Origin of the sequence: Chiayiivirga flava, from assembly GCF_014202825.1 — a bacterium.
Taxonomy (GTDB): domain Bacteria; phylum Pseudomonadota; class Gammaproteobacteria; order Xanthomonadales; family Xanthomonadaceae; genus Chiayiivirga; species Chiayiivirga flava.
The window spans coordinates 483,680-509,910 of record NZ_JACHHP010000001.1 but is presented as its reverse complement, the minus strand read 5'-3'; the positions used below and the strand labels follow the sequence as shown (position 1 = coordinate 509,910).

The following is a 26,231-nucleotide window of genomic DNA, read 5'->3' as shown; positions in this document are numbered from 1 at the left end:
TTGCGGCGGGATGCGGTGTCAACGATTCGCGGCTGGTGTCATGCCGAGCAGGTGCATCGAGCGTTGTGGAGCAGTGAGCAGGCTCCAACGGTTGGCGACGCGGACTCATCGGCCACGCCGAGCCACCCCAACCGTCGTCCCGGCGTCCGCCGGGACGACGGAGAGGAGAAGTGACGCGCCGAGGCAAGACGAATCCTTCGCGCTGCAATGCCCGAGCCTCCGTCGATATCACCGCGACGCCCGTCCCAGCATCGCATGCAGCAACACGTTCGCTCCGGCCTCGATCCATTCCGGCGTCGCATCCTCGATCTCGTTGTGGCTGATGCCGCCGATGCAAGGCACGAACACCATCGCCGTCGGCGCCACCTTCGCGAGGTAACAGGCATCGTGGCCGGCGCCGGAGACGATGTCGCGGTGCGAGTAGCCGAACCGCTTCGCGCCTTCGCGCACGGAGTCGACGCACGCCGCATCGAACGGCACCGGCGCGTAGTAGAAGATCTGTTCGAGTTTCGTCGTTTCGAGCTTCAGCTCGGAAGCAATCTTCGCGATGCCGTCGCGCACTTCGCGATCCATCTGCGCCAGCACCGCATCGTCCGGATGGCGGATGTCGACCGTGAAGAACACGCGGCCCGGGATCACGTTGCGCGAGTTCGGATGCACCTGCACCATGCCGACCGTCGCGCAGGCGAGCGGCGCGTGCGCGAGGCCGATGCGGTTGACGAGGTCGATGCAGCGCGCGGCACCCAGCAGCGCATCACGACGGCTCGGCATCGGCGTCGGGCCGGCGTGCGATTCCTGGCCGGTGAGCACCACTTCGTACCAGCGCTGGCCTTGCGCCGCGGTCACGACGCCGATGGTGATGCCTTCGTTTTCGAGGATCGGGCCCTGCTCGATGTGCAGCTCGAACGCGGCGTGGATCGGCTTGCCCATCGGCAGGTCGCCGGCGTAGCCGATGCGCTGCAGTTCCTCGCCCATGGTCTTGCCGTCGACGTCGGCGCGCGAGAGGCCGTAGTCGAGCGAAAACACGCCGGCGAACACGCCGGACGCCACCATCGCGGGCGCGAAGCGGGAGCCTTCCTCGTTGGTCCAGATCACCACTTCGATCGGGCGATCGGTTTCGACGCCGTGGTCGTTGAGCGTACGGATCACCTCCAGCCCGCCGAGCACGCCGTAGATGCCGTCGAAGCGGCCGCCGGTGGGTTGCGAATCGGCGTGCGAGCCGGTGACGACGGGCGCGAGGCTGTCGTCGCGACCGGAGCGGCGGGCGAAGACGTTGCCCATGCGGTCGATGCCGATGCTGCAGCCGGCGTCCTTCGCCCATTGCACGAAGAGATCGCGGCCCTGTTTGTCCAGGTCGGTGAGGGCGAGGCGGCAGACGCCGCCTTTCGGCGTGGCGCCGATCTTCGCCATCTCCATCAGGCTGTCCCAGAGGCGCTGGCCGTTGATGGCGAGGGGGCGGTTGCGGGTGGTGTCGAGCATTGCGTTCATTGGGTCACCGTTGTTTCAAACGAAGTCCGCGCGTTTCATGCTTGCCCATTCCTTCCATCGTCATTCCCGCGAATGCGGGAATCCAGTGACCTTGCTTGGTGTTGATTTAATTGTCTGGCGGGAAAGAAAAACCAAGAAAGGTCACTGGATTCCCGCATTCGCGGGAATGACGATCTGGATGGGTTGGAGAGGGGCATGGGCCACGACCTCTTCATCCCCCCGTCGGCATCACGAACTGCGCGCCTGCCCGAATACTCGTCGGCCACCGCGTCGTCACCGCCTTGAGCTTCGTGTAGAACCGCACACCTTCCGGCCCGTAGACATGGTGGTCGCCGAACAGCGACGCCTTCCACCCGCCGAAGCTGTGGAACGCACTCGGCACCGGAATCGGCACGTTCACGCCCACCATGCCCACCTGCACGCGGTGCACGAAGTCGCGTGCCGCATCGCCGTCGCGGGTGAAGATCGCGGTGCCGTTGCCGTACTCGTGTGCGTTGATGAGCTGCAGCGCCTCCTCGTATGTATCGACGCGCACGACGCACAGCACCGGCCCGAAAATTTCCTCGCGATGGATGCGCATCGCGGGCGTCACGCGGTCGAACAGGCAGCCGCCGAGGAAGAAGCCGTCCGGCGCGTCCGGCAGCGAGAATCCGCGGCCGTCGACGACAAGGTCCGCGCCTTCGCTCACGCCCAGGTCGACATAGCCGCGCACGCGGTCGCGATGCGCGGCGGTGACCAGTGGCCCCATGTCCATGCCCGACGTCATGCCGTTGCCGATTTTCAGCGCCCGCACCCGCGGCGCAAGTTTTGCCACGAGCGCATCGGCCACGGCGTCGCCCACCGCCACCGCGACGGAAATCGCCATGCAGCGCTCGCCGGCGGAGCCGTAGCCTGCGCCCATCAGCGCGTCGGCCACCTGGTCGAGATCGGCATCGGGCATCACCAGCATGTGGTTTTTGGCGCCGCCGAGGGCCTGCACACGCTTGCCGTGCTTCGTCGCGGTTTCGTGGATGTACTTTGCGATCGGCGTCGAGCCGACGAAGCTGATGGCAGCCACATCGGGATGTTCGAGCAGTGCATCGACCGCCACCTTGTCGCCGTGCACGACGTTGAACACGCCCGCCGGCAAGCCCGCTTCGGCGAGCCAGTCTGCGAGCAGCAGCGTCGCCGACGGATCGCGCTCCGACGGTTTCAGGATGAACGTGTTGCCGCAGGCAATCGCAATCGGCGCCATCCACAGCGGCACCATCGCGGGGAAGTTGAACGGCGTGATGCCGGCGACCACGCCGAGCGGTTGCCGCACCGAGTGCGCATCGATCTGCGCGCCGACGTTTTCGGTGACTTCGCCCTTGAGCAGATGCGGAATGCCGCAGGCGAATTCGACCACCTCGATGCCGCGTGCCACTTCACCCAGCGCATCGCTGTGCGTCTTGCCGTGTTCGGCCGTGATCGCCGCGGCAAGCTCCGACGCGCGCGCATCGAGCAGTTCGCGGAACTTGAACAGCACGCGCGCGCGTCGCAGCGGCGGCGTGGCGGACCACGCCGGAAACGCCGCCTTTGCGGCTGCGACGGCAGTGGCGACCACCGACGCATCGGCCAGCGGCAGCACACCGCTCTGTGCACCGGTGGCGGGATTGAACACGGGCGCGGACGCGGCATCGGCGCCGACGCGCACGCCGGCGATGACGTGGGGAATGATCTGCGGAACGGCCGCTGCCGGCACGCTGCGAATGGGAACGCTCATCTGTCACTCCGTGTGGTCGCGCGACATGCGAGCCATCGGATTCCCGCGCGTCTCGGTGAGCGGGAACGCCGCCTCGCGGCGGCGGGTGCGTGACGACGGACGGCGAACCGTCGCGTCGTGCTGCGCAACCGGATCGTTGCCGATCCAACCTTCCGCCCGGCCGGGGTGCGGAAGGACGAGGTGTCGCTTCGTTGCCCGTTCTACGCAACTCCGGCGCGGGTTGCAAGCCTGCATGCACCGGCGCTGAACGCGCTGCGGCGCGCCTCGCCGCGCGCAGCGACGTGACTCAGGCGACGGCGCGGATCGCCTCGCGCATCGTGTCGACGAGCCGGTGGATTTCGGCCTCGGTCGAGATCACCGGCGGGGCGAGGGCGATGGTGTCGCCGGTGAAGCGCACCAGCAGGCCGCGCTTGAGGGCGTCCTCGAACAGGCGGATCGCGCGCAGGCCGGGCTTGCCGGGCAGTGGGGCGAGCTCGACGGCGGCGGCGCCCGCGTAGTTGCGGATATCGATCACGTTGGGCTCGCCGCGCAGCGAGTGCACGCCGTCGGCGAGGAGCGTGCCGAGCGCGGTGAAGCGGTTCGGAACGTCGTCGCTTCCGAGGATGTCGAGCGTGGCGTGGGCGGCGGCGACGGCGAGGGCGTGCGCGGAGTAGGTGTAGCCGTGGAAGAATTCGACGGCGTAGTCCGGGCCGGTCATGAAGGCGTCGTAGATGGGCTTGCTGGCGATCACGCCGCCCATCGGCACGGTGCCGTTGTTGACGCCCTTGGCGAACGTGATGAGGTCGGGCGTGACGCCGAAGGCCTGCGCGCCGAACCAGTCGCCCATGCGGCCGAAGCCGGTGATCACTTCGTCGAAGATCAGCAGGATGCCGTGTTTCGTGCAGATTTCGCGGAGTTTCTGCAGGTAGCCAATCGGCGGGATGATGACGCCGACCGAGCCCTGCATCGGTTCGACGATCACCGCGGCGATCGTGGACGCATCGTGCAGCGCGACGATGCGTTCGAGTTCGTCGGCAAGATGCGCGCCCCATTCGGGCATGCCCTGCGAGAACGCCATCTGCGAGAGGTTGTGCGTGTGCGGCAGGTGGTCGACGCCGTTGAGCATGGCCGGCGCGAACATCTTGCGGTTCGCCACCATGCCGCCGACCGAGATGCCGCCGAAGCCGACGCCGTGGTAGCCGCGTTCGCGGCCGATGAAGCGGGTGCGCGAGGCCTCGCCGCGCAGGCGGTGGTAGGCGAGCGCGATCTTGAGCGCGGTGTCAACGGCTTCCGAGCCGGAGTTGGTGAAGAAGACGTGGTCGAGGTCGCCGGGCGCGTGTTTGGCGATGCGTTCGGCGAGACGGAAGCTGTCCGGGCTCGCGACCTGGAAGGCGGGGTAATAGTCGGCGACGTCGAGCTGGTTCTTCACCGCCTCGACGATGCGCCGGTCGCGATGCCCGAGTCCGCAGCACCACAGGCCCGAAAGGCCGTCGAAGAGCGTCTGGCCCTGCGATGTCGTGTAGTAGGCGCCCTCGGCACCGACCAGCAGCCGATCGAGCGGCCGATGCTGCTTGAAGTAGCGGTTGTGCGTGAACGGCATCCAGTACGGATCGAGGTTCAGCGTGGCGGGGTCGGGAGTGGCATCGGTCATCGTGGGGTCCGTGCGGGTGCAAGCGGGCGGACGGGCACTATGCGCAGTGAGCGGCGGGCGGTGCAAGGTGGTGCGGGGCCTGCGCAGGCCCCGCCGCGTCCGGGGCCGGCGCGCGTCCGACGTCAGGACGCCTTGCCGCCCGCGGTCGCGAGCATCTGGCGCGCATGCGCGCGGGTTTCCCTGGTGATGTCGATACCGCCGAGCATGCGCGCGATTTCCTCGGTGCGCTCCTTCGCATCGAGCACGTCGATGCGGCTGCGCGTGCTGTCGTCGCCGGCGTGCTTGCTCACGCGCAGGTGCGAATGGCCCTGCGCCGCGACCTGCGCGAGGTGGGTCACGCACAGCACCTGGCGGCTCGCGGCGAGCGCGCGCAGTTTCTGGCCGACGACTTCGGCCACGGCACCGCCGATGCCCGAATCGACTTCGTCGAAGACCATCGTCTGCACCGCGTCGAGCCCCAGCGCGGCGACCTCGATCGCGAGGCTGATGCGCGACAGCTCGCCACCGGACGCGACCTTGCGCAGCGGGCGCGGCGGCTGCCCCGGGTTGGCCGACACGAGGAATTCCGCGCGTTCGGCGCCGTGCGCGTCGGGCGCCGGGTCGGGCAGCGCGGTCAGCTCGACCGCGAAGTGGCCGCCGGCCATGCCGAGGGTGTCCATCAGCGCACTGACCTTGCGCGCAAGCGTCCCGGCCGCCGCCGCGCGCGACGCCGACAGCGCCTGCGCCGCGCGCGCCCAGTCCGCGCGCGCGGCGTCGCGCTCGCGCTGCAGGCGCACGAGCGTTTCGCCCGCGCCCTGCAGCTGGTCGAGCTCGTCGGCGATGGCATCGCGCCGCAGCGCCAGTGCGTCGAGCGGCACGCGGTGCTTGCGGGCGAGGTCGTGCAGGCGCGCGATGCGGGCATCGAGTTCCTGCAGGCGCTCGGGGTCGAGGTCGAGGCCGTCGCGCACGCGGTCGAGTTCCGCGGCGGCTTCGTCGAGCTGGATCTCCGCGCCGTCGAGCAGGGCATCGACCTGTGCCAGCCGGGGTTCGTGTTCGCCCAGGCGTGCGAGCTCGGCGCGCGTCTGGCGCAGCAGGCTCAGCAGCGAGACACCGTCGTCGCCGCCCAGACGCGCCTGGGCGCGCGCCGTGCCTTCGATCAGCGCGGCCGCATGGCTGTGGCGGCGGTGCGCGGCGGACAGTTCCTCGAGCGCGGCCGGGGCAAGCTGCTCGCGGTCGAGTTCGGCGAGCTGCGCCGCGAGCCAGTCGCAACGGTCGCTGACGTTGCCCCGGTCCTGCAGCTGTTCGATGGTGCGCGCGGCCGCCTGCCAGCGGCGGGCGCTGTCGGCCACGTCGGCGAGCAGCGCCGGGTGCGCGGCGAAGCCGTCGAGCATCGCCAGCTGCTGGGTGCGATCCAGCAGCGCCTGGTGCTCATGCTGGCCGTGGATTTCGACCAGCCGCTCGCCGACCGCACCGAGCTGCGCCGCCGTCGCCGGACGGCCGTTGATCCAGGCGCGCGAGCCGCCGTCGGCGCGGATCACGCGGCGCAGTTGGCAGTCGCCGCCGTCGTCGAGTTCGTTCTCGCGCAGCCACGCCAGCGCCGGGGCGTCGGGCGCGAGACGGAATTCCGCCGCAAGTTCGGCGCGGTCGGCGCCGTGGCGCACCATGCCCGCGTCGGCGCGCGCGCCGGTCAGCAGCAGCAGGGCATCGACCAGCAGCGACTTGCCGGCGCCGGTTTCGCCCGAGACCACGGTCAGGCCGGCGCCGAGCGCGACTTCGACTTCGCTGACGATGGCGAAGTCCTTGACGTAGAGGGAAACCAGCATGCGGTCCGGACGAGGGCGGCGGTAACGCGGCGGGCAAAATTACCATGCGCGCGGTCACGGGAACCAGCGCGCCGCGGTGTCCGCGTCAGAGGTGTGCGATCCAGCGCCGGATCAGGGCTACGAAGGCATCGCGTCGCGCCGAGACGTCGGCCAGGTCGCGGAACGCGACCATGGCGCGGTCCCGCGCCAGCCACTGCAGCAGGCCGTCCGGGTCGTCGATCGGCACGCCGTGTTCGGACGCCGCGGTTTTCTTCGCGCCCAGATGCAGGATCACGCCAACGCCGGTCCGGGCGCGCAGGTGCAATGTGGCGAACCAGTCCCTGGTGCGGAAACTGGGCACGTTCCATTTGATGCCTTCGGCGATCGACGGGTCTGCACCGAGGATGGCGCTGCGCATCGCGAGCAGGGCGTCGCGGCGCGGATGGTCGAGGGTCGCGAAAAACGCGTCGACGTCGGGCGGCGCGGCGGCCGGGGTCCTGCGCGGGGCGGGCGGCATCGGGGAAACCTCCTGTGCGGTGGGTCCGTCCGGCGCAGCTGCCGCGGCCGGAGCCGGCCATCATGCCCCGGCGCGGCCGTCCTGTGCGCCAGCACTTGCCCATTCGCCGCGCAAACACTATCTAATGCGCTCCCCACCCACGTTTCCAGCGCATTGGCCACGTCCCACGATCTCGACCCCCGCGCCCGCAGCCTGCTGCGCGCCATGATCGCCCAGTACATCCGGGACGGCGTGCCCGTGGGTTCGCGCACGCTGGCCAAGCACGCGGGGCTGGACGTGAGCCCGGCCACGATCCGCAACGTGATGTCGGACCTGGAAGACATCGGCCTGGTCACCACGCCGCACACCTCGGCCGGGCGCGTGCCGACGGCGCAGGGCTACCGCGTGTTCGTCGACAGCCTGCTGCAGGTGGAGCCGATGGCATCCGGCGAGGTGGAGCGTCTGGGCCGGCAGCTGCCGCACCAGCTCGGCACCCAGGGCCTGCTCAACAACGTGTCCGAAATGCTCTCGGCGATGAGCCATTTCGTGGGCCTGGTCACCGTGCCGCGGCGCGAGCAGTTTTCGCTGCGCCACATCGATTTCGTGGCGCTGGAGCCGAGCCGCGTGCTGGTGATCCTGGTCTTCACCGACAACGAGGTGCAGAACCGCATCGTCGCCACGCGCCGGCCGTACAGCAGCTCCGAGCTCGAACAGACCGCCAATTACCTCAATGCCACATTCACCGGCCGGCCGCTGCCGGAAATCCGCGCCCAGCTCCAGCGCGAGCTGCGCGATGCGCGCAGCGCGATGGAGCGCGTGCTGTCGGTGGCCGCCGACGTCACCGAGGCCGCTTTCACACCCGGCGCGGACGAGGACGTGCTCGTCGCCGGCCAGACCCGCCTGATGGGCGTGCAGGACCTGTCCGACCTCGACCGCCTGCGCGACCTGTTCGACACCTTCGCGCGCAAGAAGGAGCTGCTCCAGCTGCTCGAAGGCTGCATCCACGCCCAGGGCGTACGCCTGTTCATCGGCGAGGAAACCGGGCACGCGCCGCTCGGGCAATGCAGCATCGTCACCGCGCCGTACGGCACCGACGGCAAGGTGCTCGGCGTGCTCGGCGTGATCGGCCCCACGCGCATGGCCTACGAGCGCGTCATCCCGATGGTGCAGGCCACCGCCACGGTGCTCAGCACGGCGTTGAACCGGGCCTTGCCTTGAAATCCGGCCAGACGCCCCCACCGAGCGCACGCCGCCGGGGACGGCGCAGCACTTGAAACCGCGCCCGCGGCATCCATGAATCGCGCGATCGGGCCGCGACAGCGGCCGAAATTCCACGGAGTGACCATGCATTCGAACGACACCGCGCCGGCGCCCACGCCGGACCAGCCGCCGCGCGACGACGGTTTCGAGCCCTCGCTCGAGGACCGCATCGCCGACCTCGAACAGCAGCTCGGCGCCGCGCGCGACGAACAGCTGCGCGACCGCGCGGACCTGGAAAACCAGCGTCGCCGCCTGATCCGCGACGTGGAGCAGGCGCGCAAGTTCGCCAACGAACGCCTGCTCGCGGACCTGCTGCCGGTGCTCGACAGCCTCGAAGCCGGCCTCGCCGCAGAAGGCGAGCCGGGCAAGCTGCGCGAAGGCATGGAACTTACGCTGCGCCAGCTGCTGCGCGTGGCGCAGGGCAACGGCCTCAACGTCGTCGACCCCACCGGCGGCGCCTTCAATCCCGAGCACCACCAGGCCATCAGCACCGTGCCCAGCGCCGAGCACGCGCCCGGCCACGTGGTGCAGGTGTACCAGAAGGGCTACGTGCTCAACGACCGCCTGCTGCGACCCGCGCTGGTGGTGGTGGCCCAGGACGGCTGATCGCCTCCTCCCGGCGCGAAAAAATTCGCTCCGGCGCGCTTGAAGCCCTTCGCATAACCCTCACATAACGACCAGACGCGGCCGCCACGGCCCGCATATTTTCCGGGAGACACACACATGGGCAAGATCATCGGTATCGACTTGGGTACCACCAACAGCTGCGTCGCGGTGATGGAAGGCGGCAGCGTCAAGGTCATCGAGAACGCCGAGGGCGACCGCACCACGCCGTCGATCGTGGCCTACACCAAGGACGGCGAAGTCCTCGTCGGCGCCTCGGCCAAGCGCCAGGCCGTCACCAACCCGAAGAACACCTTCTACGCGGTGAAGCGCCTCATCGGCCGCAAGTTCACCGACGCGGAAGTCAAGAAGGACCTCGACCTTGTCCCGTACGCCATCGTGGCGCACGAGAACGGCGACGCCTGGGTCCAGACCAGCGACGGCAACAAGATGGCCGCGCAGCAGATCTCGGCCGAAGTGCTGGCCAAGATGAAGAAGACCGCGGAAGCCTACCTCGGCGAAACCGTGACCGAGGCCGTCATCACCGTGCCCGCCTACTTCAACGACTCGCAGCGCCAGGCCACCAAGGACGCCGGCCGCATCGCGGGCCTGGACGTCAAGCGCATCATCAACGAACCCACCGCGGCGGCGCTGGCGTACGGCCTCGACAAGTCCGGCGGCAAGGACCGCAAGATCGCCGTGTACGACCTCGGCGGCGGCACCTTCGACGTGTCCATCATCGAGATCGCCGAAGTCGACGGCGAGAAGCAGTTCGAAGTGCTCGCGACCAACGGCGATACGTTCCTCGGCGGCGAGGACTTCGACAAGCGCGTCATCGACTACCTCGTCGAGCAGTTCCAGAAGGACTCGGGCCTCGACCTGCGCAAGGACCCGCTCGCGCTGCAGCGCCTGAAGGACGCGGCCGAGCGCGCCAAGATCGAACTGTCCAGCGCGCAGCACACCGAAGTGAACCTGCCGTACGTCACCGCGGACGCCTCGGGTCCGAAGCACCTGGCGATCAAGCTCACGCGTGCCAAGCTCGAAGCGCTGGTCGAAGACCTCGTCAAGCGCACCATCGAGCCGTGCCGCACGGCGCTCAACGACGCCGGCCTGCGCGTGTCCGACATTTCCGAAGTCATCCTCGTCGGCGGCCAGACCCGCATGCCGAAGGTGCAGCAGGCGGTCACCGAATTCTTCGGCAAGGAGCCGAAGAAGGACGTGAACCCGGACGAAGCCGTGGCCATCGGTGCCGCGATCCAGGGCGGCGTGCTGGCAGGCGACGTGAAGGACGTGCTGCTGCTCGACGTGACCCCGCTGTCGCTCGGCATCGAAACCATGGGCGGCGTCTTCACCAAGCTCATCGAGAAGAACACCACGATCCCGACCAAGGCCTCGCAGATCTTCTCCACGGCCGAAGACAACCAGACCGCCGTCACCGTGCACGTGCTGCAGGGCGAACGCGAACAGGCGCGCTACAACAAGTCGCTCGCCAAGTTCGACCTCGCCGGCATCGACGCCGCCCCGCGCGGCATGCCGCAGGTGGAAGTCACCTTCGACATCGACGCCAACGGCATCCTGCACGTCAGTGCCAAGGACAAGAAGACCGGCAAGGAACAGCGCATCGAGATCAAGGCGGGCTCCGGTCTGTCCGAGGAAGAGATCCAGCAGATGGTGCGCGACGCCGAAGCCAACCGCGAGGAAGACCGCAAGTTCCACGAGCTGGTCGGCGCGCGCAACAAGGCCGACGCGCTGGTACACGCCACGCGTTCGGCGCTCAAGGAGCACGGCGACAAGGTGCAGGGCGACGCGATCGGCCGCATCGAGGCGGCGCTGTCGGATCTCGAATCGGTGATGAAGGGCGACGACCAGGCGCAGATCGAGGCGAAGACGAAGGCACTGGAAGAGGCGGCGCAGTCGCTCTCGGCCGCCGCCGCTGCGGCCTATCAGGCCGGTGCGAATCCCGAGTCGGCCGGCGCCGCACCGGGCGGCAAGAACGACGATGTGGTCGATGCCGAGTTCACCGAAGTGAAGGACGACAAGAAGGCGTGATTCGTGATTCGGGATTCGCGATTGGCTGGAGCGTGAATCCCGTCCGCCTTTTCAAGGCCGTCGCGCCTCGCAGGCACGACGGCCTTTTCTTCGAATCACGAATCTCAAATCACGAATCCACGCTGCCATGAAACGCGACTACTACGACATCCTCGGCGTCACCAAGAGCGCCAGCGAGGACGAACTCAAGAAGGCGTATCGCCGCTGCGCCATGAAGTACCACCCGGACCGCAACCCGGGCGACAAGGCCGCGGAAGAGGCGTTCAAGGAGTGCAAGGAAGCCTACGAAGTGCTGTCCGAGCCGGCGAAACGCCGCGCGTACGACCAGCACGGCCATGCCGCGTTCGAACGCGGTGGTGGCGGCCACGGCGGTGCGGATTTCGGGGACATCTTCGGGGACATCTTCGGCGACATCTTCGGCGGTGGCCGCGGCGGGCGGCAGCAGGCGCGGCGCGGGTCGGACCTGCGCTACGTGATCGAACTCGATCTCGAAGAAGCCGTGTTCGGGGTGGAGCGCAAGATCGACGTGCCCACGCTGGTCGGCTGCGTGGAGTGCAAGGGCACGGGTTCGGAAGACGGCAAGACCGAAACCTGCGGCACGTGTCGTGGCCAGGGCCGCGTGCGCATGCAGCAGGGCATTTTCTCGGTGCAGCAGGTGTGTCCGCACTGCGCCGGTGCCGGCAAGCGCGTCAGCAATCCATGCAAGAGCTGCCGCGGGCAGGGCCGTGTCGAGGACGAGAAGACGCTGGAAGTGAAGATTCCCGGCGGCGTCGACAACGGCGACCGGATCCGCCTCGCAGGCGAGGGCGAAGCCGGTCCGGCCGGCGCACCGGCCGGCGATCTCTACGTGGAAGTGCGCGTGCGCGAACACGCGATCTTCCAGCGCGACGGCGACGATCTGTATTGCGAACTGCCGATCCGCCTCTCGCAGGCCGCGCTCGGCGCCGACATCGAGGTGCCGACGCTGGAGGGCGAAGTCATCGTCAAGGTGCCGGCCGAAACCCAGACCGGCAAGCAGTTCCGCCTGCGCGGCAAAGGCGTCAAGTCCGTGCGCAGCCATGCACCGGGCGATCTGCTGTGCCGTGTCGTGGTCGAAACGCCGGTGAACCTGACGCGTCGCCAGCGTGAGATCCTGCAGGAATTCGAGGGCACGTTCGAAGGCGACAACGCCGCCGCGCATTCGCCGCGGTCGAGCACGTTCCTCGACGGCGTGAAGGCATTCTGGAACCGCGTGGTGTCCTGACCGTGTTGCGGGCGGGAGGCCGATCCCGCCAGGCGCAAGGAGCGTCGAACACCATGCCCGACGCGCGCCTCGGACCTGCGCGCGCCGCGTGGCATCATGATGCGCCGTCTTCTTCGAGTCGCCGATGTCCGACCCCCTCCGCCTGCTGATCCACGGCGCCACCGGACGCATGGGCGCGGCGCTGCTGCGACTGCAGCCTGATGTTCCCGCGACAACGCTCGGTGCTGCGGTAGCGCGTCGCGCCGGAACGAGCGCTGCCGGCGTGGCGATCGCAGGGGTCGACACGCTCGGGGACGTGCCGGCATTCGAGGTGGCGATCGATTTCAGCCTGCCCGATGCCTTCGATGCGGTGCTCGATCTGTGCCTCGCGCGGCGCGCCGCGTTCGTGTCGGGCACCACGGGCCTGTCGGCGGACCAGCGCGCGCGCCTGCGCGCCGCGGCCCGGCAGTTGCCGGTGCTGTGGGCGGCCAACTTCAGCCCGGGCGCCGCGCTCCTGGCCGATCTTGCGCGGCGTGCGGCGGCAGCGCTGCCGCAGTGGGATTGCGACATCGTCGACATCCATCACGCGCACAAGAAGGACGCGCCGTCGGGCACCGCGCTGCGGCTCGGCGATGCCGTCGCGGCGGGCGGCGGTCAGCCGCGCTATGCCTCGATCCGCGCCGGCGATGTCGTCGGCGAACACACGGTGCAGTTCTGCGGTCCCGGGGAACGCATCGAGCTGGTGCATCGCGCGGCCGATCGCGACGTGTTTGCGCGCGGCGCGCTGCGGGCGGCGGTCTGGCTCGCGCGGCAGCCGCCGGGCGAGTACACGATGAACGACATGCTGGGGCTGACGCCGGACTGACGGCAGAACGGAGGGCCGAAGCCCTCCGTTCCGTTGTTGCGGCGATGACGCGGGATCAGCCGCCGTGATCGTGATCGTCGTCATCGTCGTCGCCGCCGTGATCGTCGTCGTCATCGTCATCGTCATCGTCGTCGCCGCCGTGATCGTCGTCGTCGTCATCGTCGTCGCCGCCATTGTCGTCGCCCGGACCGTCGTCATCACCGCCGCCGTTGTCGTCGCCGGGGCCGTCGTCGTCACCGCCGTTGTCGTCGCCGGGGCCGTCGTCATCGCCGCCGCCATTGTCGTCGCCGGGACCGTCGTCATCGCCGCCGTTGTCGTCACCGGGGCCGTCGTCGTCGCCGCCGTTGTCGTCGCCCGGGCCGTCGTCGTCGCCACCACCGTTGTCGTCGCCGGATCCATCGTCGTTGCCGGACGGTGCGCCGTTCGGGGCCGTCGGGAACGTGCCGCTGAACACGCTGGTTCCGTTGAAGGTCACGACGATCTGGGCGCCACGCGGATCGAAATCGAGGACGAACTTCCCGGGCTCCACCGGGTTGCGATACTCGATCTCGCCCTCGGTACCGCCCGGAACGGAAACGACGTCGATGCTGCCGCGCTGCACGCCGCCGACCTGCAGCCGGTATGTGCCGACCGCGACATCTTCGAGTTCCACCGAGAAATCCACGCGGTCCTGGCGCAGCTCGAGTTTGGCGTCGAGTTCCGGGCCGTCGTTGCCGGACGGTTCCAGCACGAGTTCGTACCTGGCGTTGCCGTTGCCCGGCGCGCCGCCCGGGGGCGGCGTGTTGCCGCCGCCGGTGTCGGTGCCGCCGTCGAACACGCTGTCGAACAGCACGCGGTTGCCTTCGAGAATTTCCACGATGGCGCCGCGCGGGTCGAAGTCGAGCAGCACCTTGCCCGGCTCGACCGGACTGCGGAATTCCAGCTCGCCTTCGGTGCCGCGCGCGATCGGCGCAACGGTGATGCTGCCGCGCACCACATCGTCCACGCGCAGCGTGTAGCTGCCGGCGGGCAGGTCTTCGAGTTCGACCGAGAACTCGCTGCGGTCGCTGCGGTCCTCGAAGCGCACGCGCGCCGATGCCGCCGGATACGCGCCGCGATTGACGAGGAATTCGGCACTGCGCGTGGCGGTGGCGGCGGTGTTGCGGTCGTCGCTGATACCGCCGGTGCAGGTGGAGTTGAACAGGCGCGTGAGGCGGGTCAGCGGCATGGTCCCGTGCGGGGCGGCGGGGTCGTTCGGAGTGTAGCGCAGGGTGCCGGTGTCGCAATCGGCAAAGGAGAATTCGAGCGTGCCCCAGGCGCTGCTGCGCACCGATGACGGGCTGAACGCGCCGTCGAAGCGGCCGCCGCTGGTGACGTACGCCGTCATGCGCACGGTGTCGCCGGCGATCGGCGCGGTGCCGAACACCCACATCTGCCGGCCCTGTGCATCGTAGGTGAACCAGTACGCGAGCAGCTCCTTGCCGCCGGCGCCCTCGATCACCTCGAGGCCCAGGCCGTGACCGCTCTTCGCGGGGTCGAACCACACCGAGGAAAATTCGCGCGTGATGGTGGTGGCGTGCGCGGCGCCGGCGAGACCGGCGGCGAGCAGTACCGCGGACGTGAGGCGGGTGAGGCGGAACGAGCGGGACATGGTGAACTCCGGACGGGACGTGACCGACGTGCTGTCGATCGGCGAGGCCATGCTAGGTGGCGTCCGGCGAGGGCGGCATCGGGAAAAACACCCAGCTGCCTGCGGGAACGCGCCCCAGCCGGCCACGCCGATGCCGCGAACGTGGGTGAAATCCCCCAGCGCCGTGCGGGGACTTTCCCCAGCGACGCCGCAACGCCCGCGCAACGCTCGACGTGACCGATGCGCTGGCCTATGGTGCGATCACCCGACCCACCCGACACCGCAATGCCCAGCCTCCGCGCACTCCGACTCCCGCACCTGCTGCTCGCCGGCGGCCTGCTGGCGGCCGGCGCCGCGCGTGCGGACATCGTCGTCAGCATCGCAGGCAATGTGGCCGAAGCGCAGATCGAACTGGAGGATGCGCTCGGTGCCTCGTACGAAGCCGTGTTCCGCCTCACCTTCGAGCAGCCGCAGAACCTCACCGAAGCCTGCCTGGGACTGAGCGCCGACCTGCTCGACGCCGCCGGCATCGCGGCCGTGGATGCGCGTCTGCCGGATCCGGCGGGGCAGGCGATCGATCCGGCGTTCCCGATGCGCATCACGGTGGAGCCACCGCCGGCCTGCGGGCTTGCGTTCGTCAACGACGTGCAGATCGAACTCGTCACCGGCGACCTCGTCTACACGGCGTTTTCTCCCTATCGGCTCATGAAGGCGCCGGTCGGCGGTGCCTTCGCCGACATCACCGGCGCGATCGAATCGGGCAGCGTTCGCGCGCGCGGTCGCGGCGGCGGCTTTTCGGAATTCGTGCTCGCCACGGATCTGTCGCAGGACTACGCACCGGAGGCCGAGGATCTGCTCGACGAGCTCGCCGACGAACTGCAGGATCCGGACATCGCGCTCACCGCGCAGACCACGCTCGACATCGCGATCGCGCTGGTGGCCGCAGCCTACGCGGACGACGATTTCGTTGCAGCGCTGGCGGCGCTCGACAGCTTCGACGCGGACCTGCGCGGCTTTGCCGGCGAAGCGGTGCCCAATCGCTACGCCGCCGACGCGCCCGACGGCGACGACCTGGGCGAAATCGCCGCCCTGGCCGCGGCGCTGCGGTTCCGCCTCGCGCGACTGTCCGGCGCGCCGTGAACGCGACGGCGGCGCGGTTGCTGGTGCACGTCGCGGACGCTCCGGCGATCGAGCGCGTTCTGACCGACGAGCGCTCGCTCGTGCTCGGACGCGATCCGTCGGCCGACGTGGTGGTGCCGCATGCGTCCGTATCGCGCCGCCATGCGCGCCTGCTGCGCGATGCGGACGGCGCGTGGTCGATCCAGGATCTCGCATCGAAGAACGGCGTGCGGCTCGACGGCCAGCGCGTGGTCGATGCGCCGCTGGCCGGACACGCCTGGTTCGCGATCGGCGACGTGTTCTGCGAGTTCGTCGCGCTCGATGCGGCAGGCGCGGCGCGCCTGGCCGAGCGTGCGCGCGAGCGCCGTCATTCGTCCGCCGCGTTTTCGCAGCAGCTCAGCCTGGCGCACGGCATCGAGGCGCTGCTCGACCACACCCTGCAGGGCATGGTGGCGCTGGCCGAGTGCCGCCGCGGGTTCATCCTCGTGGGCGACGCGCGCGGCGGCATGCGTCTGCGCGCCTGGCACGCGCTCGATCCGGACGAACTGGCCCGGCCGGCCTTCTCCGGTAGCCGCTCGGCGGTGGAGCGCGTGCTGCGCGAACAGCGGCCCGTGTACCTGTCGGACCAGCGCGATCAGGCCTGGTTGCGGGCCCAGGCCAGCGTCGTGGCGCAGGGCATCCGGGCGCTGGCTAGCCTGCCGCTGCTGCACCACGGGCGCCTGCTTGGCGTGGCCTACGTCGACACCGACGAGGCAGCCAAGCTCTTCACCGCGCTCGATGCCGAATTGCTCGATGCCTTCGCCGAACGCGCGGCCGCCGCGCTTGCGCTCGCGCGCATCGAGGACGATATCGCGCGCATCGAAACGCGCGCCGCCGGCGACGCACCGTTGTTTCCCGCGGCGTACCCATGACCGCGCCCGGCCGCGAATTCATCGGCGACGGCGGCGCCACCGCAACGGGTCTGCTCAGCGCGGCGGAGTTCGCGCGCGGCGACCTCGTGGCCGCACGCTTCCGCATCGAGCGGCTGCTCGGCATGGGCGGCATGGGCGTGGTCTACCAGGCACACGACGAGCAACTGGGCATCGAAGTGGCGCTCAAGCTGCTGCGGCCGGAGCTCGCTTCGCGCCCGGATGCGTTCGAGCGCTTCCGCCACGAACTGCTGCTGGCGCGGCAGGTATCGAGCCCACACGTGGTGCGCATCCACGATCTGGTGCAGCACGCGGGCGTGTGGCTCATCAGCATGGATTTCGTGCCGGGGCGCTCGCTCGAGCAACTGCTCGATGCCGAAGGACCCCTGGGGCCGGAGCGGGCGCTGCGCATTGCGCGGCAGATCGCGCTCGGGCTGGCTGCCGCGCACCACCGCCAGGTGATCCATCGCGACCTCAAGCCGGCCAACGTGCTGGTCACGGACACGGACGAGGTGCTGATCTCGGACTTCGGCGTGGCCCGTTCGGCCGGTGCGACGGGCCTGACGCTGAGCGGGGTCATCATTGGCACGCCCGAATACCTCTCGCCCGAGCAGGCGCGCGCCGAGCGCGTGGACGGTCGCAGCGATCTCTACGCGCTCGGCCTGATCCTGCACGAAATGCTGACCGGCAGCGTACCGTTCGCAGGCGGAACGCCGGCGGAAATGCTCGCGCAGCGCATCGTGCGCAGCCCGCCGGGCGTGGACACCGTGAAGCCGGGCCTGCCGACGTTCGCGGTGCGTCTGTGTGCGCGCCTGCTCGCGCTGCAGCCGGCGCACCGGCCACAGAGCGCGGACGAGGTGGTGCGGGCGATCGACGCCGGTGCGCTGTCGCGGCCGCCGGCGGCGTCGCGTCGCCGCGCGGCGCTGCTGGCGCTCGCGCTGGCCGTGGCGGCGCTCGCCGGCGCACTCGCCTGGCGGCAGCACGACGGCGACGGCGAGGCGTCGCGCGCGGCCGTCGCGCCGCGCATGCAACTGGCCGCCGCGGTGGTGCCGATCGTGTCCGGCGATGCCCCGGACGACCGTGCCCTCGCGCTGGGTCTCGAACGCACCCTCGCGCTGCATCTGGCGGCGCAGGGCGCCGCCGTCGCCGACCCCCTGCGCACCGCCCGCGCGCTGCGCGAACTGGGCCTCGATGCGGCTTCGGCGCCGCGCAACCGCGAGCGGCTCGGGGCCGCATTGCGTACGTCCGCGCTGCTGGAAGGCGAACTCGTGCGCGACGACACCGGCCTGCGCGTGCTGTTCACGCTGCGCGATACCGCCGGCGGCACGCAGTGGCAGGAGCGCACGCGCAGCGTGGCCGAGGAGTCACTGCACGACGAACTCGCCGCGCTGTGGCCGCGCATTGCCCGTCGCATGGGCGTGCAGTCGCCCGACGCCACATTCCCGTCGCCCGCGGCGCTGCGGACGCTCGCGCGCGCCTGGCCGCTCGATACCGACGTCGCCTGGACACCCGCAACCGGTGGCGATGCCCTCGCGCCGGACGTCTGGTGGTGGACGCTCGAGCGCCTGGATCGCAACGGCCGCCAGGCCGAAGCGGCCGGCGTCGCGCGTGCGGCGCTCGATGCGCTCGGCGACCTCGCCGCGCCGGACGCCGCGCGTGCGCGCTGGCTTGCGCGTTATCTCGTCGGCGACACCGACGCCGTGCTCGCCATGCTCGATGCGCAGACCGGCGCCCCGGATCAGGACCACCCGTGGCAGCTGTTCGCCGCGCGCGCGCTGATCGCGGCGGGTCGCTACGACGATGCGCTCGCGCGCCTGCGCACGATCACCGAAAGCGATCCGCGCAACGTCGACGCCTGGTTCCACACCGGCAAGGCATTGCTGATGCAGGGCGACGCACAGCTCGCTGTCGACGACGCGCTGACGCGCGCCCTGGTGGCCGCGAACCGCCAGTCGGACCGCCGCATGCAGGCCGATGTCACCAATGCGCTCGGCATCGGCTATCGTCAGCTCGGCCAGCTCGATGCCGCGGCCGAACACTTCGACAAGGCCGCGCGTTTGCGCCATGCGCTGGCCGACGCGCGCGGCGAAGGCACCAGCCTGCGCAACCTCGCCACCGTGCATGCGATCCAGGGCCGCTTCGACCGCGCCGACGCCGCCCTCGCGCAGGCACGCGCCACGCTCGAACCGCTCGGCGATCCTGTGGCGATGGCCGATCTGGTCAACGACGTCGGCACGCTGGAAGAGGAGCGCGGCGATTTCCGCAAGGCGCTCGCGGCCTACCGCGAGGCGCTCGGATTCCGCCAGGCGCAGGGCGATCCGGGCTGGATCGCAGAAAGCCTGATCAACGTCGGCTTTGCCTACCTGCAGCTGGGCGAATTCGACAACGCGCAGGTGTATCTGCAGCAGGCCGACAGTGCCTACGGTTCCATCGACGACCGTGCCGGCGCCATCCGCGCGCGCCAGGGCCTTGGGCTGGCGCACACCGCGCGCGGCGAATTCGTGCAGGCGCGCGAGGCGATCGAGGGCAGCCTGCGCGACGCCGAGACGCTGCAGATGCCCGAAGAGCAGGCCACGGCGCTCGCCGGCCTGGCCGAGCTCGATCGGCTGGAAGGCCACTACGCGGCGGCGCTCGATCGCGCGTCGCGCGCGCAGACGATGTTCGAATCGCGCGAGGACCCGCGCGGCGCGCTGGAAATGCGGCTGATCCGTTCGGCGGCGCTGGCGGACATCGGCAACTACGCGCAGGCGCAGGCGGTGCTGGTGGCCGAGGATCCGGACGCCGTGCAGAACATCGAACAGCGTGCGTTGCTGCAGTGGCGCCAGGGCGAGGCCGCGCTCGGACTTGCCCGGCACGACGACGCACTGCGGCTGGCGACGGAGGCCATCGACACCGCTCGCGCCGCCGGCGCCGTGGTGCCCGAGATCGGCGCGCACCTGCTGCGCATCCGCGCCTTGGCTGCCGCCGGCCGCCAGCGCGAGGGCGGGGAAGACCTCGCCGCTGCGCGCGACGGTCTCGCGCGCTTCGCGAGCGTGCCGGTGCGGCTGCTGTTCGACGAAGCCGCGCTCGCGAGCGGCGGCGGCGATACCGACCTGCGCGAAGCCCGTGCCCTGATCGCGCGCCTGCCGTCGTACGGGCGGCGCTGGCGGGTCGAGGCGCTGGCGGCACGCACCCTCGCATCGGCCGACGCCGTGACCGAGGCGCGCGCAGCGGCACACGAGGCGCTCGCGCGCGTGGCCGGCGCCCTCGACGGCGCGCAACGCGAGGCCCTGCTGACCGAAGCGCGTGCGCTTGGCCTGGAACCTGAAACGCCATGAACGATCCCTCGCGCGCCGACGTCGACCTGTCCGACGACGCACTCGCCCAGCTTGCGAAGCTGCGCGGCGAGCAGAAGCGCCTGTTCGCCGAATTGCAGTCGGGCGAGGGCCAGTTCCGCCGCCTGGCGCGGTCGGTGTGGCGCGTGCAGGAGGACGAACGCCGCCGCATCGCGCGCGATCTGCACGACGGCCTCGGTCAGACCCTGAGCGCGTTGCGCCATCGCATCGAGGCGCTCGGTGCCTTGCGTGAAGAGACGGGATTCGATGCGCAACTGTCCGCCACGCTCGCCCTGTGCGACGGCGCGCTTCAGGAAATGCGACACCTCGCGCGTCTGTTGCGCCCGCAGATCCTCGACGACCTCGGCCTCGAAGCCGCCATCCGCTGGCTGGCGCGCAGCACGGGCGAGCAGGCGCGCTGCCGTGTCGAGGTGGACGTCGTCGCACTGCCCGAGCCGTTGCCTCCGGACATCGCCAGCGTGGCGTTCCGCGTGGTGCAGGAAGCGCTCGCGAACATCGCGCGACACGCGCATGCGACCCAGGTCATGGTGCGCATCGGACAGCGCGATGGGCATCTCGTGCTGCTGGTGGTCGACGACGGCCGCGGCTGCGATCTGGCGGCCGCGCAGGCCGCCGCCAGCGGCAGCCGCAGCAGCGGGCTGGCCGGCATGCGCGAGCGCGTGCTGTTGTTCGGCGGACGCTTTCAGGCGATTTCGGCGCCGGGCGAGGGCATGCAGATCCGCGTCCTGCTGCCGCTGGCGGCGGGGGACCCGACATGAAGCCGATCCGCGTGCTGGTGGCGGACGACCACACCATCCTGCGCGAGGGCATCGTGGCCCTGCTCGAACGCAGCGGCGACTGCCAGGTGGTGGGGCAGGCGAGCGACGGCACCGCGGCCGTGGACGCGGCGATGCGGTTGCGGCCGGACGTGGTGGTGACGGACATCTCGATGCCCGGGCTCAACGGCATCGAAGTGGTGCGGCGGCTGTCGAAGGATCTGGACGGCACGCGCGTGCTGGTGCTCACGATGCACGCCGAAGAGGAATACGTGCTGCATGTGGTGCGCGCGGGCGCCGCCGGCTTCCTGCTCAAGGACAGCGCCGGCAGCGAGATGCTCGCCGCGGTGAAGTCGCTCGCCGCCGGGCGCGCGTATTACGGCACCCATGCCTCGCGCGTGCTCGCGCAGCAGATGCAGCAGCCGCGCGCGGCGCTCGAGGATCCCTACCGCGACCTGACGCCGCGCGAGCGCGAGGTGTTCCACCTCATCGTCGAGGGCCTCACCACCAAGGAGATCGCGCGCCGGCTCGATACCAGCGTCAAGACCGCGGAGAACCACCGCACCCGGGTCCTCGCCAAGCTCGACGCGCGCAACACCGCGGAACTGGTGCGTTACGCCGTGCGCCACGGCCTGCTGGACTGACCGGGCCAGACGGACTCGGCGGCTCACGGAGCGCCGCAGGCCGGATCCGGTTGTTCGTAATCGTCGCTGAACAACGCCAGATCGCCGCCGAGCCTGCGCGCAATGCCCGCGTGCGGCTGCCCCGGTCGCGCGTACGCGGGCGCGCCGATGATGGTATCGACGCCGTTGCTGGCGACACTCCAGCCGGCCAGTTCCGTGGCGGCGGGCTGCCCGTCGGCCAACGGCGCGGCCGACCAGGCGCTGCCGTCTCGCACGAACCGCAGCGCGCGACCGCAATGCGCCGCCGCGTCCGTGCCTGCGAAGGGTGCGCCGCCCACGAGCGTGTCGCCGGCCAGCGCCAGCGACCAGCCGAGGCGCTGGCCGGGAAGCGCGCCCGCATCGTCCAGGCGCTGCGCCCACACCATCGCGCCCGGCGTGCCGGCGAACACGTCGATGGCGCCGCGCTGCGCGTCCGCGCGCGGTGCACCGACGGCCGCGTGAGCGCTTCCCAGCGCCACGCTCCAGCCGAAGGTCTCGCCCGCGAGCGGTGTTGTCGATTGCAGCGTCTGCAGTTCCTTCCAGGTTCCGCCGCCGCGCGTGAACACGTACGCCGCGCCGTGCGCGGTGCCCGGCGCGGCGGCCGTGCGCAGCGGCGCGCCGACCAGCGCCGTGTCGCCGTGCAGCGCGACGGAGGTTCCGAAACGGTCGCCGCGCTCGCCGTCGCCGCTGTCGATGCGTGCGGCCTGCATCCACGTGCCGCCGCTGCGTTCGAATGCGTAGGCCGCGCCCTGCGCCTGTTCGGCACCTGCGGCTCCGACCAGCAGCGTGTCGCCGTCGAGCGCCAGCGCGATGCCGAAGGCGTCGTCGTTGTCGCCGTCGAATGCCGACAGGCGTGCCTGCCGCGACCAGATGTCGCCGCTGCGCACGAACACCTCGGCCGCGCCGCGGCCGTCGCCGGGTTCGCCGACCGCGAGCGTGGTCGCGTCGAGCGCGAGAGCGGCGCCGAAGCGGCGCTCGGGGTCGGGATCGGCCGAGTGCAGCCGTTGCGTCGCGACGCAGCGCGCGGTGCGGCAGTCGAACAGGTCGACGGCGCCGGCGCCGTCGTCGTCGCCCGGAATCCCCACCGCCACCCAGCCGCCGGCCACCGCCACCGCGTAGCCGGCGTCGCCTGTCGCTTCGCTGGCCGGCGCCCGCAGCGGTTCGACGGCCGCCGCGGTGCCGCAGGCGATGCCGAGCCACAGCAGCCCGTGCAGCGCACGCGCACGCGGACGGGAAGACAGGGAGCGGGGCATCGACATCATGCCGCCATTAGCCGCGCCTGCCCGCGGCGCTGTCAACCCGCGCGTGGGGGCTTTCACCCACACGCGCGCTGCGCCGTGGCGTTGCCGGTGGCGCGGAATTCGAGCGGCCGCTGCATTCGGCGGTCGATGCCGGAGCCTCGTCGGTGGACGCACCGATGCCCAGCCGCTATCATTTCCGCTCGCCTGACCCCCGACTTTCGAACCGCCGGACCCGCCCACCCGCAGGCCCGCCGGTTTGCCTGCAACCTGCGCCCGCGCACAGCGCGCGCAGGCCGTGGGGTTCCCACCCAGACCCAAGGGCGAACCCGTGTCCAACCCCGCAATCCTTGCCCTCGCCGACGGCACCGTCTACCACGGCGTCTCGATCGGTGCCGATGGCGAACGCGCCGGCGAAGTGGTGTTCAACACCGCGATGACCGGCTACCAGGAAATCCTCACCGATTCGTCGTACGCGCGGCAGATCGTCACGCTGACCTATCCGCACATCGGCAACACCGGCTGCACCGACCTCGACGACGAAGCGTGCGAGCTCTTCACCGCCGGCCTCGTGGTGCGCGAACGGCCGCTGCCGGCCAGCAACTGGCGCAGCCAGAGCGAACTTTCCGACTGGCTGCGGGCGCGCAACGTCGTGGCCATCGCCGAGATCGACACGCGCAGCCTCACGCGTCGCCTGCGCGACACCGGCGCCCAGAACGGCGCCATCGTCGCCGGTGCACACGCCACGCCCGAGCGCGCCATCGCCGCCGCACGCGCCTTCCCGGGCCTCAACGGCATGGACCTGGCGAAAGAAGTCAGCACGCGCGAACGCTACGGCTGGGCCGAAGGCTCGCTCGACCTCGACAGCGGCGCCATCGCCCGTCCGGACGCGCGCTTCCACGTGGTCGCCTACGACTTCGGCGTGAAGCTCAACATCCTGCGCATGCTCGTCGACCGCGGCTGCCGCCTCACCGTGGTGCCGGCGAAGACGCCCGCCGCCGACGTGCTCGCGGAACAACCCGACGGCGTGTTTCTGTCCAACGGCCCGGGCGACCCCGCTCCGTGCGACTACGCCATCGCCGCGATCCGCGCCTTCATCGCCGCGAAGGTGCCGACGTTCGGCATCTGCCTCGGCCACCAGCTGCTCGGCCTTGCCGCCGGCGCCCGCACCCACAAGATGAAATTCGGGCACCACGGCGCCAACCATCCGGTGATCGACCTCGACAGCGGCCGCGTGATGATCTCCAGCCAGAACCACGGCTTCGCGGTGGACGAATCCACGCTGCCGGCGAACGTGCGCGTCACGCACCGCTCGCTGTTCGACGACAGCAATCAGGGGATCGCGCTCACCGACGCACCGGCCTTCAGCTTCCAGGGCCACCCGGAAGCCAGCCCCGGCCCGCACGATGTGAGCGGGCTCTTCGACCGCTTCATCGACCTCATGTCCCGCGACCGCGCCACACGCGTCGCATAAGCCCCGCCCGATCGAAACGGAAGAGTCCCAGATGACATCGAACGCCCTGCTGCTGTGCGCCGGCCTCGCGCTGTCCGCGCTCCTCGCCGCTCCCGTCTCCGCGCGCGAGGTGCCCGTCGAGGACTTCGCCCGCCACGCCGAATTTCAGGACGTGCAGCTCTCGCCCACGGGCGAGTTCCTCACCGTCAGCGTGCCGATGGACGACCGCACCATCCTCGCCGTGCTGCGCGTGAAGGACAAGAGCGTGGTCGCCAAGTGGGACTACGGCGAGCGCATGCACGTGGACAGCGTCACGTGGGTGAACGACGAACGCTTCATGGTGCGCGTGGCGGAGAAGAAAGGCACGTTCGATTTCATGGTCGGCACCATGGACATGCACTTCGCCAACGCCGACGGCTCGCGCCGCATGAGCGTGCCGGTGGGCGGCAGCTACGGCCTCGTCGACCTGCTGTGGAGCGATCCGCGCAACATCCTCGTGCAGCGCACGATCGAGCGCGCCAACCTGTTCAAGCTCGACGTCTACACCGGCAAGTTGGCGAAGGTGGCCGTGAGCCCGGTCGAATACGGCAGCTTCGCGGTCGACCACGAGGGCAGGGTGCGCTTCGCCTTCGGCATGACCGACGACGGAAAGAAGAACCAGACCTGGCGCTACAACGGCCCCAACGACTGGACCCTGTTCGACGAATCCGATGCGATCGAAGGCACCACGCGCCGCCCGCTCGGGTTCTCGCACGACAACACCCGGGTCTACTTCGAGGCGTCCGTCGACGGCGCGCCGAGCACCCTGGTCGAATACGACACGCAGACCCGGGAAGAGCGCACGCTGTTCCGGCACGACGCGGTCGACATCGGCGGCACGATGTGGAACGCGGACCGCACCGAACTGCTCGGTGTCACGTTCGAGCCCGGCCTGCCGTTCAAGAAATACTTCAACGGCGACGACGAGACCACGCAATGGCGTGCCGGCCTCGACCAGGCCTTCCCCGACCATGCCGTGGTGATCACCAGCATGACGCGCGACGGCAAGAAAGCGCTGGCGCACGTCTACAGCGACATCGATCCTGGCCAGGCCTACCTCTACGACACCGAAACCGGCAAGGCCACCTTCCTGCTCGCCAGCCGCGCGTGGATCAAGCCGGCCGAGATGAGCCCGATGAAGCCGGTGGCGGTGAAGACCCGCGACGGTCTCACCCTGCACGGTTATCTGACGCTGCCGAAACACAGCGACGGCAAGAACCTGCCGCTGATCATGCACCCGCACGGCGGCCCGCACGGTCCGCGCGACGTGTGGGGCTACAACCCGGAAGTGCAGTTCCTCGCCAACCGCGGCTACGCCGTGCTGCAGATGAACTACCGCGGCTCGGGCGGCTACGGCAGCAAGTTCCAGAACGCCGGTTACCGCCGCTGGGGCCTGGAAATGCAGGACGATCTCATCGACTCCGTGCAGTGGGCGATCCGCGAAGGCTACGCCGACGCCGACCGCATCTGCATCTACGGCGCCTCGTACGGCGGCTACGCGGCGCTGATGAACGTCGTGCGCGCGCCCGACCTGTACCAGTGCACGGTCGGCTACGTCGGTGTCTTCAGCCTGCCGATGATGATGCAGAAGGGCGACATTCCGGACAGCGACTACGGCCAGCGCTACCTCGCGCGCGTGCTGCCCGAATCCGACGCCGAGCGCAAGGCGCAGTCGCCGGCGTTCAACATCGACAAGATCAACATTCCCGTGATGCTCGTGCACGGCGCCAAGGACCAGCGCGTGCCGATCGCGCAGTACGAGTTCCTGCTCAAGCAGCTCAAGGCCGCGGGCAAGCCGCCGGAGGTGCTGGTCGTGGAGCCGAAGGAAGGCCACGGCTTCTACAAACCGGAAAACAACGTGAACCTGTACACGAAGTTGCAGGCGTTCTTCGACAGGCACATTGGCGAAAAACGCGCCGTCGCCGCCGATTGATCGCAACCGTCGCCCCGGCGCAAGCCGGGGCCCAGAGGCGTT

General features: G+C 70.1%; 19 protein-coding genes. 12 read left to right on the top strand and 7 right to left on the bottom strand.

All coding sequences use genetic code 11. The features are described from left to right. Positions 1–228: 228 nt before the first annotated feature. The 5 genes from HNQ52_RS02120 to HNQ52_RS02100 form a co-directional block, all read right to left on the bottom strand. Positions 229–1,488 carry a Zn-dependent hydrolase gene (locus HNQ52_RS02120; protein WP_183959324.1) on the bottom strand — a complete coding sequence of 420 codons (1,260 nt, stop codon included), beginning with the start codon at positions 1,486–1,488 and terminating at the stop codon, positions 229–231. A 211-nt stretch (positions 1,489–1,699) separates the two neighbouring features. Beyond that, entirely contained in the window at positions 1,700–3,232 is a 1,533-nt protein-coding gene (locus HNQ52_RS02115; protein WP_183959322.1) for a CoA-acylating methylmalonate-semialdehyde dehydrogenase, read from the bottom strand. A 286-nt stretch (positions 3,233–3,518) separates the two neighbouring features. Next, positions 3,519–4,862, bottom strand: coding sequence for an omega-aminotransferase AptA (gene aptA / locus HNQ52_RS02110; protein ID WP_183959320.1), 1,344 nt, complete (start codon positions 4,860–4,862; stop codon positions 3,519–3,521). Between the two features lie 122 nt (positions 4,863–4,984). Further along, the gene (gene recN / locus HNQ52_RS02105) at positions 4,985–6,664 is read right to left on the bottom strand and encodes a DNA repair protein RecN (protein ID WP_183959318.1); all 1,680 of its coding nucleotides are present in this window, start codon (positions 6,662–6,664) and stop codon (positions 4,985–4,987) included. 85 nt (positions 6,665–6,749) lie between these two features. Further along, complete coding sequence (locus tag HNQ52_RS02100) at positions 6,750–7,160, bottom strand: DUF1801 domain-containing protein (protein WP_183959316.1); 411 nt, start codon at positions 7,158–7,160, stop codon at positions 6,750–6,752. A 204-nt stretch (positions 7,161–7,364) separates the two neighbouring features. Here HNQ52_RS02100 and hrcA point away from each other — a divergent pair, with 204 nt between their 5' ends. The 5 genes from hrcA to HNQ52_RS02075 all read left to right on the top strand — a co-directional run bounded on the left by hrcA (position 7,365) and on the right by HNQ52_RS02075 (position 13,138). Continuing rightward, a complete protein-coding gene (gene hrcA, locus HNQ52_RS02095; RefSeq protein WP_246387543.1) occupies positions 7,365–8,357 on the top strand; it encodes a heat-inducible transcriptional repressor HrcA in 993 nt (330 codons plus the stop codon). Positions 8,358–8,483: 126 nt separating this feature from the next. Next, positions 8,484–9,005, top strand: coding sequence for a nucleotide exchange factor GrpE (gene grpE, locus HNQ52_RS02090; RefSeq protein WP_183959312.1), 522 nt, complete (start codon positions 8,484–8,486; stop codon positions 9,003–9,005). A gap of 117 nt (positions 9,006–9,122) precedes the next feature. Then, positions 9,123–11,051: a molecular chaperone DnaK gene (dnaK, locus tag HNQ52_RS02085; RefSeq protein ID WP_183959310.1), complete on the top strand. Its 1,929-nt coding sequence runs from the start codon at positions 9,123–9,125 to the stop codon at positions 11,049–11,051. 127 nt (positions 11,052–11,178) lie between these two features. Further along, a complete protein-coding gene (gene dnaJ / locus HNQ52_RS02080; RefSeq protein WP_183959308.1) occupies positions 11,179–12,294 on the top strand; it encodes a molecular chaperone DnaJ in 1,116 nt (371 codons plus the stop codon). 124 nt (positions 12,295–12,418) lie between these two features. Next, positions 12,419–13,138, top strand: a complete 720-nt coding sequence (locus HNQ52_RS02075) for a 4-hydroxy-tetrahydrodipicolinate reductase (RefSeq protein WP_183959306.1) — start codon at positions 12,419–12,421, stop codon at positions 13,136–13,138. 55 nt (positions 13,139–13,193) lie between these two features. Here HNQ52_RS02075 and HNQ52_RS02070 read toward each other — a convergent pair whose 3' ends face one another. After that, on the bottom strand, positions 13,194–14,768 hold the full coding sequence (locus HNQ52_RS02070) for a hypothetical protein (RefSeq protein ID WP_183959304.1): 1,575 nt from the start codon (positions 14,766–14,768) through the stop codon (positions 13,194–13,196). A gap of 264 nt (positions 14,769–15,032) precedes the next feature. On the opposite strand from HNQ52_RS02070, the gene HNQ52_RS02065 reads away from it, so the two are divergent. From HNQ52_RS02065 to HNQ52_RS02045, 5 genes are read left to right on the top strand one after another with little or no spacing between them, the layout of a single operon-like run. Then, positions 15,033–15,887 (top strand): DUF6689 family protein, encoded by an 855-nt coding sequence (locus HNQ52_RS02065; RefSeq protein ID WP_183959301.1) that lies wholly within the window; start codon positions 15,033–15,035, stop codon positions 15,885–15,887. Beyond that, positions 15,884–16,777 (top strand): GAF domain-containing protein, encoded by an 894-nt coding sequence (locus HNQ52_RS02060; protein WP_183959299.1) that lies wholly within the window; start codon positions 15,884–15,886, stop codon positions 16,775–16,777. Before HNQ52_RS02065 ends, HNQ52_RS02060 begins: the two co-directional genes overlap by 4 nt. Continuing rightward, positions 16,774–20,091 carry a serine/threonine-protein kinase gene (locus HNQ52_RS02055; RefSeq protein WP_183959297.1) on the top strand — a complete coding sequence of 1,106 codons (3,318 nt, stop codon included), beginning with the start codon at positions 16,774–16,776 and terminating at the stop codon, positions 20,089–20,091. Before HNQ52_RS02060 ends, HNQ52_RS02055 begins: the two co-directional genes overlap by 4 nt. Continuing rightward, the gene (locus HNQ52_RS02050) at positions 20,088–20,867 is read left to right on the top strand and encodes a sensor histidine kinase (protein WP_183959295.1); all 780 of its coding nucleotides are present in this window, start codon (positions 20,088–20,090) and stop codon (positions 20,865–20,867) included. Before HNQ52_RS02055 ends, HNQ52_RS02050 begins: the two co-directional genes overlap by 4 nt. After that, positions 20,864–21,508, top strand: a complete 645-nt coding sequence (locus tag HNQ52_RS02045; protein WP_183959294.1) for a response regulator — start codon at positions 20,864–20,866, stop codon at positions 21,506–21,508. Before HNQ52_RS02050 ends, HNQ52_RS02045 begins: the two co-directional genes overlap by 4 nt. Positions 21,509–21,531: 23 nt before the next feature. On the opposite strand, the gene HNQ52_RS02040 is transcribed toward HNQ52_RS02045, so the two are convergent. After that, positions 21,532–22,779: an FG-GAP repeat protein gene (locus HNQ52_RS02040; protein ID WP_183959292.1), complete on the bottom strand. Its 1,248-nt coding sequence runs from the start codon at positions 22,777–22,779 to the stop codon at positions 21,532–21,534. 316 nt (positions 22,780–23,095) lie between these two features. Here HNQ52_RS02040 and carA point away from each other — a divergent pair, with 316 nt between their 5' ends. After that, positions 23,096–24,238: a glutamine-hydrolyzing carbamoyl-phosphate synthase small subunit gene (gene carA / locus HNQ52_RS02035; protein ID WP_183959290.1), complete on the top strand. Its 1,143-nt coding sequence runs from the start codon at positions 23,096–23,098 to the stop codon at positions 24,236–24,238. Positions 24,239–24,269: 31 nt separating this feature from the next. Continuing rightward, complete coding sequence (locus HNQ52_RS02030; RefSeq protein WP_183959288.1) at positions 24,270–26,189, top strand: alpha/beta hydrolase family protein; 1,920 nt, start codon at positions 24,270–24,272, stop codon at positions 26,187–26,189. The last annotated feature ends 42 nt before the right edge of the window (positions 26,190–26,231 follow it).